14 protein-coding genes are annotated in these 14043 nt (G+C 68.8%); 3 read left to right on the forward strand and 11 right to left on the reverse strand.

Going from position 1 to position 14043, the window contains the following annotated elements; all coding sequences use genetic code 11:
• Positions 1-42: 42 nt before the first annotated feature.
• From FHU13_RS04720 to dctP, 5 genes are all read right to left on the reverse strand, one after another.
• Entirely contained in the window at positions 43-276 is a 234-nt protein-coding gene (locus FHU13_RS04720) for a hypothetical protein (RefSeq protein ID WP_183434680.1), read from the reverse strand.
• Between the two features lie 556 nt (positions 277-832).
• On the reverse strand, positions 833-1030 hold the full coding sequence (locus FHU13_RS04725) for a hypothetical protein (RefSeq protein WP_183434681.1): 198 nt from the start codon (positions 1028-1030) through the stop codon (positions 833-835).
• A gap of 193 nt (positions 1031-1223) precedes the next feature.
• On the reverse strand, positions 1224-2576 hold the full coding sequence (locus FHU13_RS04730; RefSeq protein WP_183434682.1) for a TRAP transporter large permease: 1353 nt from the start codon (positions 2574-2576) through the stop codon (positions 1224-1226).
• Positions 2573-3310 (reverse strand): TRAP transporter small permease, encoded by a 738-nt coding sequence (locus FHU13_RS04735; protein WP_183434683.1) that lies wholly within the window; start codon positions 3308-3310, stop codon positions 2573-2575. Before FHU13_RS04735 ends, FHU13_RS04730 begins: the two co-directional genes overlap by 4 nt.
• Positions 3307-4329 carry a TRAP transporter substrate-binding protein DctP gene (gene dctP / locus FHU13_RS04740; RefSeq protein WP_183434684.1) on the reverse strand — a complete coding sequence of 341 codons (1023 nt, stop codon included), beginning with the start codon at positions 4327-4329 and terminating at the stop codon, positions 3307-3309. Before dctP ends, FHU13_RS04735 begins: the two co-directional genes overlap by 4 nt.
• A gap of 162 nt (positions 4330-4491) precedes the next feature.
• On the opposite strand from dctP, the gene FHU13_RS04745 reads away from it, so the two are divergent.
• On the forward strand, positions 4492-5163 hold the full coding sequence (locus FHU13_RS04745) for a GntR family transcriptional regulator (protein WP_246714470.1): 672 nt from the start codon (positions 4492-4494) through the stop codon (positions 5161-5163).
• A gap of 120 nt (positions 5164-5283) precedes the next feature.
• On the forward strand, positions 5284-6756 hold the full coding sequence (locus FHU13_RS04750) for a carbohydrate porin (protein ID WP_183434685.1): 1473 nt from the start codon (positions 5284-5286) through the stop codon (positions 6754-6756).
• A gap of 34 nt (positions 6757-6790) precedes the next feature.
• On the opposite strand, the gene FHU13_RS04755 is transcribed toward FHU13_RS04750, so the two are convergent.
• The 6 genes from FHU13_RS04755 to FHU13_RS04780 form a co-directional block, all read right to left on the reverse strand.
• The gene (locus tag FHU13_RS04755; RefSeq protein ID WP_183434686.1) at positions 6791-8938 is read right to left on the reverse strand and encodes a TonB-dependent receptor; all 2148 of its coding nucleotides are present in this window, start codon (positions 8936-8938) and stop codon (positions 6791-6793) included.
• A gap of 42 nt (positions 8939-8980) precedes the next feature.
• On the reverse strand, positions 8981-9331 hold the full coding sequence (locus tag FHU13_RS04760; RefSeq protein ID WP_183434687.1) for a hypothetical protein: 351 nt from the start codon (positions 9329-9331) through the stop codon (positions 8981-8983).
• A gap of 146 nt (positions 9332-9477) precedes the next feature.
• Entirely contained in the window at positions 9478-10137 is a 660-nt protein-coding gene (locus tag FHU13_RS04765) for an SCO family protein (protein WP_183434730.1), read from the reverse strand.
• Positions 10127-10669, reverse strand: a complete 543-nt coding sequence (locus FHU13_RS04770) for a copper chaperone PCu(A)C (RefSeq protein WP_183434688.1) — start codon at positions 10667-10669, stop codon at positions 10127-10129. Before FHU13_RS04770 ends, FHU13_RS04765 begins: the two co-directional genes overlap by 11 nt.
• 137 nt (positions 10670-10806) lie before the next feature.
• Positions 10807-11820: a DUF1775 domain-containing protein gene (locus FHU13_RS04775; protein ID WP_183434689.1), complete on the reverse strand. Its 1014-nt coding sequence runs from the start codon at positions 11818-11820 to the stop codon at positions 10807-10809.
• 48 nt (positions 11821-11868) lie between these two features.
• Positions 11869-12288: a hypothetical protein gene (locus FHU13_RS04780; protein ID WP_183434690.1), complete on the reverse strand. Its 420-nt coding sequence runs from the start codon at positions 12286-12288 to the stop codon at positions 11869-11871.
• 319 nt (positions 12289-12607) lie between these two features.
• Between FHU13_RS04780 and FHU13_RS04785 the strand changes: the two genes are divergently transcribed.
• On the forward strand, positions 12608-13924 hold the full coding sequence (locus FHU13_RS04785) for a murein L,D-transpeptidase (RefSeq protein WP_183434691.1): 1317 nt from the start codon (positions 12608-12610) through the stop codon (positions 13922-13924).
• The last annotated feature ends 119 nt before the right edge of the window (positions 13925-14043 follow it).

A 14043-nucleotide genomic window follows, 5' to 3' on the forward strand; every position in this document is an offset into this window, starting at 1 on the left:
CCGCGCGGGGCGGCGGATCAGGCAGGCTTAACCAACCGATTTTCAGGAATCCAGGTAGCCTGCCTCCCGCAGGGCGTCGGCGACCGCGGTAAAGAAGGGATCATCCGCCGCCTCATCCTCCGACGACAGACTTCTTCCCTCGGCAAGAGGCAAGGCGTCTTCCAGGGAGAAGTCCGGAAAGGCGTGCGGCTCTGCCGAGCTGCCGACCGATGCAGCGGTGGCGCCGAGCCCGAACAGGCCGGCGGCGGTGAGGAGGGTCTCGCTCAGGGAGATCATGGCCGGGTCTGTCTCGAAATGGGACGTCGCGAGCCTAATCCGTTAACCAAATCTTGGCAATATTGCGGGGACGAGCGGAAAACGGCGTATCGGTTTTCGGCCCATCGACGAATGTAGCCGCGCTGCAGCGTTCGGCGGTGCTGCGGTTCAGGGCTTGTTCAAGCGCGAGGGTACAGAGGCATCATCGCGTAACCTCTGTGATCTTCCTGCATCGGTTTTGGCGAACCGGGTCGCGCCGGCGCCGCAATCGGGCGGGATGAGCACTCCGTCAAGCTTCTCTCGCTAGACGCTGCCATCACGGCGACATTCCTCGCCGCCCTCGACGCCTGCCCGATTTTCCTCTCAGCCGCGAAGCCAATCCATGACGGTCGTCGTCCTCATCGCCTGCAACCTGCTGCTGGCGGGTCTGTTTTCCCTGGTCGCCGTCGCTCTCGACTGATCGCGCCGCTTCCTTACGCGAACCCGCATCCGGAATCTGAAGATCCTGGCCGCCCCAGAGCGGCCGGGAATTTTCGGCTTGGCGGTACCTTTGGGCGGCGGGATCGTCTTCGGACGGTCAGGAATTCGTCGTCTGATCCTGCGGCGTGTCCAGGCGGGCGATGAGCGTTTCGAGACGCTCGTTGACCGGTTCGGTTAGGCTGTCGGCGTAATGGCTGCGCAGGCTCTTGCCGAGGTGGCGGCGCACGCTCGGGCTCAGCGGTGGCGCGGCGGTCGCGCCGCGGGCGGGTTTGGTCTCGGCGACTGGCTTCGTCACGGATCGTCTCCCGTCCGGTGCCGGAACCGGCTGTAAGGCGACGATCTTGAGGCCCGAGGGTTAAGGCGAGTTTTATCGCGGCGGCCAAGAAACAATTAACCAAACGATTGACCGAACGATGAGCCCTCCGCACCCGAGGGCACGGAGGGCTTTCTTCTTCCCGAACGCGTTGCTGCGAGGACGGTTGCCGTCCTTACCGCGTCGACGGCAGGAGCAGGTCCGGCAGCCAGAGAGCGATGCCCGGCACCAGGCAGAGCAGGACGATCGCGATACCCATCAGGATCACGAAGGGCAGGGTGCCCCAGATGATGTCCTTGAGTGGGATGTCGGGGGCGATGTTCTTGATGACGAAGATGTTGAGGCCCACCGGCGGGTGGATCAGGCCCATCTCCATGGTGATCGTCATCACCACGCCGAACCAGACGAGGTCGAACCCGGCGTCCTTGAGCGGCGGCAGGATGATCGGCGCCGTCATCAGGATGATCGAGACCGGCGGCAGGAAGAAGCCGAGGACGATCACCAGCGACAGGATCGTGGCGAGCAGCAGCCAGGGCGAGAACTGCATCGCGACGATGGCCTGGGCTGCCGCTTGGCTGATGTGGAGGTAGCTCATCACGTAGGCGTAGAGGAGCGACATGCCGATGATCAGCATCAGCATGGTCGATTCCCGCAGCGTCGCCGTGAGGATCGGGTCGAGATCGCGGAAGCGCCAGACGCCGTAGATCACCGCGATCAAAGCGAGTGCCAGCAGGCCGCCGAGGCCGGCGGTCTCGGAGGGCGTGGCGTAGCCTCCGTAGAGCGCGACCATGACGCCGGTGAGCAGCACAACGAAGGGCAGCACCCGCGGCAGCGTCGAGAAGCGCTCGCGCATGCTGTAGACGTCTTCCTTGAGGATCGGGTGCTGCGCGCCCGTCCGCTCGTAGGCCAGCTTGGCCGCCGCGAACTCGGAGCGGAAGCGGAACACCGACCAGCTGGCGAACAGCGCGACCAGAAGGAAGCCCGGCCCGATCCCGGCGAGGAACAGCCGGCCGAGCGACTGCTCCGCGGCGACCGCGTAGAGGATCATGGTGATCGAGGGCGGCAGCAGGATGCCGAGCGTCCCGCCCGCGGCGATGATTCCGGCGGCGAAGCCCGGCGAGTAGCCGCGCTTGCGCATCTCCGGGATGCCGGCCGAGCCGATCGCCGAGCAGGTGGCGGGCGAGGAGCCGGCCATCGCCGCGAACAGGGCACAGGCGAATACGTTGGCGATGCCGAGGCCCCCGGGAATCCGGTGCATCCAGGCATGCATCGCCGAGTAGAGATCCTGGCCGGCCTTGCTCCGGCCGATCGCCGCGCCCTTCAGGATGAAGAGCGGGATCGAGAGCAGGGTGATCGAGGCCATCTCCTCGTAGACGTTCTGCGCCACCGTATCGAGCGAGGCGGCGGGCATGAACACGTACATGAAGGCCAGCGCCACGAAGCCGAGCGCGAAGGCGATGGGAATGCCTGAGAGCATCGCGCCGAGGGTCGCCCCGGCATAGAGGAAGCCGATCGCGGCGGTGCTCATGCCTTGCCTCCCGTCGTCGTGATCGGCCGAACCTGTGCCGAAGTGGGTTTGGCCGTTTGCCCCGTCGTTTGCCCCATGGGATCAGGCCCTTCGGGTGCCAGATCCGGGCGGTCGTGCATGTCCCGGTTGATGTCCGCGCCCAACCCGATCTTCGGCTTGGCCCAGCCGGCGGCACGGGGGCCGTAGAGGACCGCTTCCGCGATCTGCAGGACGAACTGGAAGGCGAGCAGGCTCATGCCCGCCGCCATCAGCACGTAGGGGATCCAGAGCGGCGGCCCCCAGGTCGATTGCGAGATCTGTCCGTCTTCCCAGGCCTCGTGGAACAGGCTCCAGCTCTTCCAGGCGAAGAAGGTCACGAAGGCCAGCCCGACGATGTCGACGAAGATCAGCCGCACCCGGTTGACGCCCGGCGGCAGCAGGCCGGTCAGCGCCTCGATGGCGACGTGGCCGCGCTTGGCCTGGACGCCCGCCGCCGACAGAAAGGTCGCGCCGACGATCAGGAACACGGCGGTCTCGTCCTGCCACTCGGTCGGCTCGTGGAAGACGTAGCGGGTCAGGACGGAGTAGCTAAGCACGAGGCAGGCGGCGACGAGGGCGAGCCCGCCGCAGACCAGAATGACGTGGTTGAGCTGGCGCGTGGTCCGGTCGATGACGCCGAGCAGGCCCGGAATCCGCGGCTCCTCGGGCTTCTTCGTCTCGGAGGCGGCCGAGGCCGCGTCGAAAGCGTGGCTCATCCGACCTTCTCCGCCAGCTTGAGGAGTTCGGCGCAGCTCGCGTTCTTGTTGGCGAAATCCTTCCAGGCGGTGTCGCGGGCGATGTCGCGCCACTTCCCCAGGGTCGGCTCGTCGAGCTGCACGACCTTGGCTCCGGCCTTGCCGAACACCTCCTCGACGCGGGTGTCGTCGGCCTTGGCGCCCTCCTGGCCGAAGCTCTCGAGCTCGGCGCCGACTGCCATGATCAGGTCCTGCTGGTCCTTGGGCAGGCCGGAGAACACGATCTTCGACATCATGATCGGCTCCAGCATGAACCAGTAGGAGCGCTCGCGACCCGAAGTCAGGGCCTTCGAGATCTCCTCCAGGCGGAACGAGATCAGGCTGGTGGAGGAGGTCAGAACCGCGTCGCAGGCGCCGGTCTGCATCGCGGCGTAGGATTCGTTCGAAGGCAGCGACAGCGTGGCGGCGCCGGCCTGCTTCATCATCAGGTCCATCTCGCGCGAGCCGCCGCGCACCTTCATCCCCTTGGCGTCGTCGGGCGTCAGCAGCGGGCGCTCGCGGCTCGCCACGCCGCCGGCCTGCCACACCCAGGAGACGAGGACGACGCCCTTGGCATCGAGGATCTCGGTGATCTTGCGGCCGACGGGCGCGTTTTTCCAGGCGAGCGCCTGGGCATAGGAGGGGACCAGCGCCGGCATCAGTCCGATGTTCAGCTCCGGCACCTCGCCGCCCGCGTAGGGCGAGGGATAGAGCGTCATGTCGAGTGCGCCCTTGCGGATCGCGCTGAACTGGGCGTTGGTCTTCATCAGTGAGGAGCCCGGATAGACCTGCACCTCCAGCGCGCCCTTCGAGCGTTCCTTGAGCGCCGCGGCGAACTTCCGGCACATCCGATCGCGGAAATCGCCCTCGTCGATCGATCCGCCGGGGAACTGGTGCGAGAGCTTCAGGGTCGTGGCGGCCTGGGCCGAGCCGGTGCCGAGCTTGAGCAGCGCGGGCGCGGCAAGTCCGGCCGCGAGGAGATGGCGGCGATTCAGAGTCATGGCGTTTCCTTCCGAATACCGCTTCCGCGGAATCCTGCCCGGCCCGTTGCTACGGGCTTTTTGCACTGCACAATATACGCGGCTGCGCAGCATTTAATACAAGATCGCCCCATCTTGCATATTTTGTCAACGCTCGTGAATATGCATCGGCAGGAAACGCCGATGACCCGACCGATGAACCAGACTCAGCGCCTCAGGCAGACGATCGAGGATGAGATCGTCGGGGGGCGCCTCGCCCTCGGGGCGCGCCTGGACGAGACCCAACTCGCCGAGCGCTTCGGCGTCTCGCGCACGCCGATCCGCGAGGCGTTGCTGCAACTGGCAGCGACCGGGCTCGTCGAGACCAAGCCGCGCCGCGGCATGGTGGTGAGCGCCCCCGAGCCGGGTCATCTCCTCGAGATGTTCGAGACGATGGCGGAGTTGGAGGCGGCCTGCGGCCGGCTCGCGGCGCGCCGCCTCACGCCGGAGCTCGAGGCGGAATTGACGAGCGCCCTCGCGGCCTGCGCCCGGGCCGCCGCGGCGGGCGATCCGGAAGCCTATTACGGCGAGAACTACGTCTTCCACACCGTGGTCTACCGTGCCTGCCGCAACGACTTCCTGTGTGGGCAGGCGCTGGCGCTGCACCGCCGTCTCTCACCCTACCGACGGCTGCAACTGCGCGCCCGCCATCGGGTGGCCCAATCGCTCGCCGAGCACGAGGCAGTCGTCGCCGCGATCCTGGCGGGGGACGGCGCCGCGGCGGCCGATCAACTTCGCCGCCACGTGCTGATCCAGGGCGACGGGTTTTCGGAACTGGTGGCGAACTTGCGGGCGCTGGACAACAGCGCGGCGTGACACGCCCGAGTGCCGGGGACGGTGCAGGGCGGTCCGTCGCAATCGGTGCCGCCCCTGCTCTGGCAGGGCCGGCGCGGAGACCGTAAACTCAAGCCTCACGGTCCGCGTAAAGGTTCCCTGTTGTTCCGCCGCCCCATTCCAGGTGCCCTTCCCGTCGCGTTGGCCCTGGCGACCCTGGCCGGATCGCCGCCCCTGGCGCAGCCCACCGGTCGGCCGGTCTACGAGGGCGCGGGCGGCGATCCGCGCATTTCGGTATCCCAGCCGGAATCGACGAGCCAGGCGTCGGGCGGCTACGTGCGCTCGATCGAGCCCTCGCTCGGACCCTTGGGCGATCCGCTCGGCCTGCGACCGCTGCTGAAGGAGCGCGGCATCGAGTACAGCCTCACCTACATCGCCGAGACGCTGGGTAATCCCGTCGGCGGCCTCCGTCAGGGGGCGATCGTCGAGGATCGGCTGAACCTGCGGCTCAACCTCGACCTGCATCGGCTCGCCGGCTGGGATGGCGCCACGATCCACGCCAACGCCTACTTCATCCACGGCACCGGCCTGTCGCGCTACGATGTCGGCAACCTGCTCGTGGCGAGTGTGATCGAGGCGTTGCCCGCCTCCCGCCTCTACGTGCTGTGGCTCGACCAGCAGCTCTTCGATGGCAAGTTCGGCATCAGGGTCGGCCAGCAGGCGGCCGACACCGAGTTCTTCGTCAGTCAGACCGCGACCCTGTTCGTGAACTCGACCTTCGGCTGGCCGGCGATCACCGGACTCGACCTGCCGAGCGGCGGCCCGGCCTACCCGCTCGCGACGCCCGCGATCCGTGCCAAATACGTGCCGGGCAACGGGTTCTCGCTGCAGACCGGGCTCTACGACGGCGATCCGGCCGGCGCCAACCGCCCCGGCGACGACCCGGAGGCACAGCGCCTCGACCGCACCGGCACCAACTTCCGGACACGCGACCCCGCCCTCGTCGTGGCGGAGGCGACCTACGCCTTCAACACCGAGAAAGATGCGACGTGCCTTCCCGGCGACATCACCCTCGGGGGCTGGCAGCATTTCGGCCGCTTCGAGTCCTTGCGCTTCGACCAGACCGGTCTGCCGCTCGCCGATCCGAACGCGACGGGCGTCGGCCGCCGCTTGCGCGGTAATGCCGGAATCTACGCGATCTACGATCAGACCCTCTACCGGGAACCCGACAAGGACGACGAGGGTCTCGGCTTCTTCGTACGTGCCGCATGGTCGCCGACCCGATCCAGCCTCGTCTCCACCTATCTCGATACCGGACTGGCCTATAAGGGCCTTTTCGAGGGCCGCGACGACGACACCGTCGGCCTCAGCCTCGCGCATGCCCGCCTCTCTGACGACGCGCGCCGGTCTGACATCGACACCATCGTCCTGACCGGCACGCCGATGCCGCGGCGGCGAGCCGAGACGGTGATCGAGGCGACCTATCAGGCGGTGGTGGTGCCGGGCTTCACGGTCCAACCCGATGCACAACTGATCCTGCATCCCGGCGGCGGCATCGCCAACCCGCGCGATCCGGAGGGCCGCCGCGTGCGCAACGCCGCGGTGCTGGGGGTGCGTGCCACGGTTCAGTATTGAGGCGGGCGCGGCCGGTTTCAGGCTGGCCGAACCCTCAGAACGAAGCGCGCACGCCCCCGAACACGCTACGGCCGTTGCCCGGAAAAAATGCCGCCGGTCCGCCCGCGACCGTCGCGGCGTTGGTCACCACCGCGATGTCGGAGACGTAGCGTTCGTCCGTCAGGTTGCGGGCATCCACGAACAGCGAGACGCCGTTGACGAAGTCGATGCCGGTCTGCAGGCCGAGCAGGGCGTAACCGGGCACCTTGAGGGTGTTGGCGTGATCGGCGAAGGCGCCCTGCGGCACCCAGTCAAGAGCGGGGGCGAGGTAGAAGCCGCTCGGATGCCGGTAGCCGAGCACCGTGCGCAGCACATCGACCGGCACGCCGGCGATGCGGTTGTTGCCGAAGACCGGGTCGCCGACGAAGCGGAAGTCGTTGTGGGTCCAGACCTGCGTCACGCTGAGCCGATCGCCGACGCCGGTGAGGTCGGTGGCGAGATCGAGAGTCACGGCGGCCTCGATGCCCTGGTGGCGGGTGCGCGAGGCGTTGAAGGTCGCCGCCGGGATGTTCAGGCCGGGATTGGGCGTGAAGTTGATCAGCGCATCGCGGATTTCCGCCCGGTAGAGCGTCACGTCCCAGGCGAGGCGGTCGATCCGGCCGCGCGAGCCGGCCTCGTAGGTCCAGGCGCGCTGGGCCGCGAGCGGCACGAAGGTGGTGCGCAGCAGGTTCGTCTGCGCGAGGTCGGAGAAGTCCGGCACGTCGCGCGAGCGGGTGACGTCGGCAAACACCTGGATCTCCGGCAGCGGCTGCCACAGGAGGCCGAGTTTCGGGTTGATGCCCTCGTAGGTGACGGTGGCGAAGCGGGCGGTGGGGTTCGCCGGCAGGCCCCCCTTGTCGCTGTAGGTACGGTTCGACGAGAACAGCTTGGCGCCCGTCATCAGCGCCACGTCCGGCAGGAACCAGAACCGGTTCTCGGCATAGGCCTCGTAGTTCGAGGCACTCTGGCGCGCGTTGAGCGTCTGGGCGCCGCGCAGGCCCGCGACGTTCACGAATTGCCGGGCGTCGTTGATGCCGGCAAACGCCCGCAGGCCGAGGATCAGGTCGTTGCGGTAGCCGCCGAGATCGAACGTGCCGGCCCAGCGCGGCGCGACGCCGTAGGTCCAGCCGTCCTGGTCGATCACCTGGAAGATCGGGTGATAGAGGTTCTTGTGAATCGCCCAGGAATCGATGTCGAGGCGCCCGACCTCCAGCTCGAACGACGTGCGGTTGGCGATGCGCTCCGTCGTCACCTTTCGTGACTGGTTGCCGCTGATCGCCGCCGGATTGGCGATGCGGGGATTGTTCAGCGCGTCGAACAGCGAGAGCGAGCCGGGCAGCTTCTGGTCGGTGTCGTAGAAGCCGAGGGTGAACCGCGTCTCGACGCCGGGCGCGAGCCGGTAGCCGAAATTGGCGTTCACGTTGCGCGTGCGCTGGGTCTCGTGATCGCGGAAGCCATCGGAATTGGTCGCCGTCCCCGAAATCAGAAAATCGGCCGGGCCGGAGATCCGCGAGACCTGAAAGTGCTCGCGGACCGTGTTGAAGCTGCCGCCGTCGATCCGAACGATGTTCGGCGCCAGCGCCGTGTAGGCGGTCGGCGTCACGAAGTTCACCGCGCCGCCGAGCGTCGTCGTGCCGAAGGTCAGCGCGTTGCCGCCCTTGTAGACCTCGACCGAGCGCAGGGAGAGCGGATCGATCTGGTAGAAATCGCCGCTGCCGTCGGCGAGGTTGAGCGGAATGCCGTCCTGCAACAGCTCGATGCCGCGGACATGGAAGCCGCGGGCGATGCCGGAGCCGCGGATCGAGAGGCGCATCTCCTGGCCGTAGCGCTCCTGCACGAACACGCCGGGCACGTCTTTCAACACGTCGCGCACGGTGTTGGCGTAGCGGTTCTGGAACGTCGTGGCGTCCACGAAGGCGACCGAGCCGACGGTGGCGTTCACCGCCGCCCGCTGCGCGGCCACGCTCGGCACGGTGAGAGAGCCGGCCGTCTCGCTCGGGCCCGAGGGGCGGCCGGTGCCGGAGACGCTGATCTCAGAGAGGGTGGTCGCGCTCTCCGGCGAGGCGAGGGGCTCTGCAAGGGCCGGGGCGGCGAGGCCGAGGCCGGCTGCGAGCAGCGTCGATGACAGGGCGGCACGCGGCACGGCCCATAGACGGAAAGGCATGAGGAAACGTCCGTTGTCTGAAGGATCGGGAGAGGCGATCGATCAAACGACGGGCGGCGCGCGCGGGCTCGGGCGCACTCCGGGCAGCGCGCGGGGCAGGGCCAGGATCTCAGGCCGCCCCACGACCGGGGCGATCCGCTCCGGCGGCCAGGCGACGATGGCGTGACAGGGCTCCGGGACGTCGAGGCTCGGCAGGGCGTGCGCGGCCTGGCAGCAGGGCAGGTGCGCCGGATGCGGCTTTTCGGGGCCGTCGGCCTCCCCGGCATCGGGGGCGCAAAGGATGTGGACGAGGCCGCCGTCGGGGCCGACGGTTCCGGCGAGCGCGGCCGCGCCGAGGACGACCTGCAGGGCGAGCGCGTAGAGCGCGGCCACGGCGATGACCGCGCGGCACACGGACCATCCCGGCAGGCGCCCTCGCATGGCCGCCAGCTACGGCCAAGGTTGCGCTGACGTCAATGGAAGCGGAATCAGGACAGACCGGTTTTCCGCCCCTGGCCGGACGGAGGATGGGTGCCGTGCCGTCACAGGGTCCGAGAGGCTCAGGTGTTGCGGCCGTCGGCGACCAGTTTGTGCAGTTGTTTCAGGGCGAGCGCGTGCCCGGCATTCAAGTCGAGCGGTCCGGCGAAGCCGCCATTGCGGTCCATCATGTAGACCATCAGCGTGTGTTCCAGGGTGTAGTCGCCGCCGGGCAGCGGCACCCGCTTCACGAAGGCGCGATAGTCGCGGGTCACCCCCTCGATCTGCTGCGGCGTGCCGGTCAACCCGGTGATCCGGTCGGTGAACGAGGCCATGTACTCGCGCATCACGCCTTGCGTGTCCCGCTCGGGATCGAGGGTGATGTAGTAGGCCTGGAGGTCGCCGCCTTCAGCCGCGAATTCATCGAGCAGGGTGCCGAGATCGGCCAGCGTCGTCGGGCAGACGTTCGGGCACTGGGTGAAGCCGAAGAAGACGAGGAAGGGCTTGCCCTTCAGCGCCTGCGAATCGACGGTGCCGCCCTTCGATGACTCGAGCCGGAACGGACCGCCGACCACCGACAGGGTGGAGGGCCTGTCCCTCCGCGGCAGATAGGCGATCGTCGCCGCCACGATCCCGACGAGGGCCAGCGCGAAGGCCATCAGGATCAGCGTGCTCCCCCGCCGGGAGGCGGGGGTGAGGGGGTGGGGCTCAGATCGGGTCTCGGGTCCGGGCTCAGTGGCCATGGTCATGCCCCGTATGATCGTGTCTGGAATGGTCGTGCGTGCCGCCTGCCGCCTCCGGCGCCTTGGCCGCGAGGCTCTCCACGGCGAACTCCACCGGGACGCTGCCCGCCCGCTCGAAGGTCAGAGTCCCCTTCACCCTCTCGCCCTTCTTCAGCGGAGCCTTCAGGTCCAAGAACATCAGGTGGTGGCCGCTGGGAGCGAGCGTCACGGTCTGGCCGGGCGGGATCTCCAGGCCGTTGGCGAGCGGCGCCATCTTCATCACGCCGCCCTCCATCGACATCGTGTGCAACTCCCCGCGCCCGGCCGCCTCGATCGTGCCGCCGTTGAGCCGATCGGTTTCCGTCCCTGTATTCGTGACCGTGAGGTAGCCGCCCGCGACCTTGGCCCCGCCCGGCGTGGCGCGTGACCAGGGATGGCCGATCTTGAGCGGGCCGGCGGCGTAGTCGTGGGCGTGGGCCGGGCTGGACGCGGCAAGGTTCGTCACGGCAAGGCCGAGGCCGAGGAGGGCGGCCGGGAAAGCGTGAAGGCGCATGATCGTGTCTCCGTTCGCAGAGAAGGGAAAGGGCGCGCGGACCTCGAGCCTCGAATTCCGCACGCAGCGGTTCTCCATCGAGGCTGCTGCCCGCGCGACGGGGTCGCCGGTCAAAGCGGTCCGGTCAGGACCCGTGGTCAGTGATGGTGCGGGGGGCCGCCGGCCTCGGGCGCGGCGCTGCCGGGTCCTTGCGCGCCGATCGGTGCCACGGTGAAGGTCACCGGCACCGTCCCGGCCCGTTCGAAGGTCAGCGTGCCCGCGACGGTCTCGCCCGCCTTCAGCCCGTCCTTCAGGTCGAGGAACATCAGGTGGTAGCCGCCGGGCTTGAGCGCGACGGTTTCCCCCGGCGCGAGGGCGAGGCCGCCCTCGACGGGGGCCATCTTCATCACGCCGCCCTCCGTCGTCATCGAGTGGATCTCGGCCCGTCCCGCCTGGGGGATCGCGGCGGCGGTCAGCCGGTCTGGCTCGGTGCCGGCGTTGCGCAGCGTCACGTAGCCGCCGGCGACCTTCGCCCCGCCCGGCGTCGCCCGCAGCCAGGGCACCTCGATCACGATCGCCCCGGCCTTCGCGGCGGGCGCGGCCGGAGCCTGCGCCGCCTGCGTCGCGGCGCCAGGGGCGGCGACGATCCGAACCGCCGGCGCCGGCGCCTTCAGTGCCCGCGCCGGTTCACCCTCGGCCGGAACCTCGCTCCAGCGGTAGCTGCCCTCGGTGCAATCCTGCTCGACGGGGAAGTAGATCGTCGCGCCGGGCGCGAAGGCATCGGAAATCCGGGCGAAGAAGGTGAACTCGTCAACCTGCTCGTCGGGCAGGCTGCCGCCGCTCCAGGTGATCCGGGTGACGCCCTCCGAGACCTGCCCGTGGAAGGACGGGTAGGCGCGGGCATAGGCCGACTTGACCGTGCTGATCGTCCAGCCGGGTTTCGGCATCGGCTTGGCACCGGTGACGCCCTCGGGGATGGTGACGCTGACGCGGGTGGTCGGTCGGCCGTCGCAGCCGTGCATGATCTGGACGACGCCGCGATAGGCGGCGTTGGGCGCGGCCTCCTTGCGTTCCAGCACGGCGTGGGCCGAGGCGGAGGAGATGAGCGCGGAGCTGATCAGGACGAGCGACAGGGCGGCGCGAAGAGGGGCGCGAGGGCAAGAGCGGGGCATGGGCGGTTCCGGTTATCTGACGTCGAAGGATCGCGGGGATCGGGCGAGTCAGGCAGCCGGCGGCGCCCGGGCATGGGCGAGGGTGAAGGGGGGTGGCCGGGCGGCCCGGCGCTGGGCGCCGAACCAGTCGGCGCACACAGCCTCCCGCTCGAGCCAGGCGATCTCGGTCGAAAGGGGAGGGGGGAGCGCGGCGGCCGGCGCGTGATGTGCGGCCGTACAGCAGCCTGTACGATGGGAAACCGGGGCCGGATGCTCATCCTTGGCCGCAAACTCGACGGAGACCGCCCCACCCGTGACGGCGGCGTTCGCGATCGACAGGCAGAGGAAGTCGGGAGCGCCCGCGACGGGAAGGGCCGCGATGCCGCCGAGAAGGGCCTGGAGCACCAACGCGTAGAGCGCGGCCACGGCGGTCAGCCCACGCAGGACGCGCGGCGCTCCTCCGGTCCGGTCGCGGCGTGGGCTCGGCATGGGCACGAGCCTTACGCCGCTTCGGGCCGCTCCGGTAGAGGGCCGGGCCGGCGCCATTCCGCCGCTCTTCGCCGTCCTGTCGGACCCCGCGCGAGACCTCTGCCGGAGCATCCCCGGATCTCACGGCGTGTGCCGCCACACCCGGACGCCACAATATGGCCCGGAACGGCATGGCTTCTTAACCACGAGACCGCAACAACCGCGGCACGAGGACTTGGCCGAGACTTGGCTTCGACACCCTGGTTTTTACACTCGGGCGTTTGAGCCGGGACCCTTGGCCGGATCCACCGACCGCACCCTCCATCCAGAGCCCGGATCGATGCTGCAGACCGCGCGCCAACCCCGTTTCCGTCCCCTTGGCCGCCCTTTGGCTGCCGGGCTCCTGGGGGCGACGCTGCTCGCCGGCCCGGCGCTCGCGCGCGATGCCGGCTTCGCCCAGGCCGAATGGGCGCAGGACTACTCCTCGCCCACCACCATGCAGGTGCACCGCTCCTCGACGCCGATCCTCTCGCCCGACACCATCGCGGCGACCGAGGCGATGGTCGAGAAGTACCGCGCCATCGTCTCGCGCGGCGGCTGGCAGAACGTGTCCGGCGCGGCGGGCCTGCGGGTCGGCTCCCGTGGTCCGGCGGTGGCGGCGGTGCGCCAGCGCCTGATCGTCACCGGCGATCTCGACGCCACGGCCGGCGGCGCCGGCGTCTACGATTCCTACGTCGCGGCCGGCGTGAAGCGCTTCCAGGCCCGCCACGGCCTGTCGCAAACCGGCCAGATGAGCCCGGCGACGCAGGCGGCGATGAACGTGCCCGCCGACGTGCGCCTGCGCCAGCTCGAGACCAACGTGATCCGCCTGCGCTCCTATTCGGGCGATCTCGGCCGGCGCTTCGTCATCACCAACATCCCCGCCGCCCTGGTGCAGACGGTGGAGAACGGCCAGGTCGTGACGCTGCACGCCGCGGGCGTCGGCAAGATCGACCGCCAGTCGCCGATCATGAATGCCAAGGCGGTCGAGATCAATTTCAACCCGACCTGGACGGTCCCGGCCTCGATCGTGAGGAAGGACCTGATCCCGAAGATGCAGAAGGACCCGAACTACCTCACGGACAACAAGATCCGCATCCTTTCAGGGGGGCAGGAGATCTCACCGCGCTCCGTGAATTGGAACTCGGACGAGGGTACCCGCTACACCTACCGCCAGGATTCGGGCGCCGACTTCAACTCGATGGGCGTCGTGCGCATCAACATCCCGAACCCGCACGGGGTGTTCATGCACGACACCAATTCCCGCGGCGTGTTCGGCGACGACTTCCGCTTCATCTCCTCGGGCTGCGTGCGCGTGCAGAACGTGCGCGAGTACATCACGTGGCTGCTGAAGGACACGCCCGGCTGGGATCGCGCCCATGTCGAGCAGGCGGTGGAGAGCGGCCAGCGCATCGACGCGCGGCTCACCCAGCCCGTGCCGGTCTACTGGACCTACATCACCGCCTGGGCGACCCCGGACGGAACGGTGCAGTTCCGCGACGACATCTACAAGCGCGACGGCGTGAACGTGCCCTCCACCATCGAGGCCCCGACCCCGGTCGCCAGCGCCGCCTCGACCCAGCCCGAGGTGTTCGAGCCGGGCGACGAGGAGAACTGAGGATCGCTCTCAGCCCCAGTCCGGCCGGCGTGATCGGTCGGGGCGAGCCGGAATGAACACAACCCCGGACCGGATTCGACATCCGGTCCGGGGTTGTGTTCATTTTAGCGGGACCGGTT

This window comes from Methylobacterium sp. R2-1 (assembly GCF_014191355.1).
In the GTDB taxonomy this organism is placed as follows: Bacteria; Pseudomonadota; Alphaproteobacteria; order Rhizobiales; family Beijerinckiaceae; genus Methylobacterium.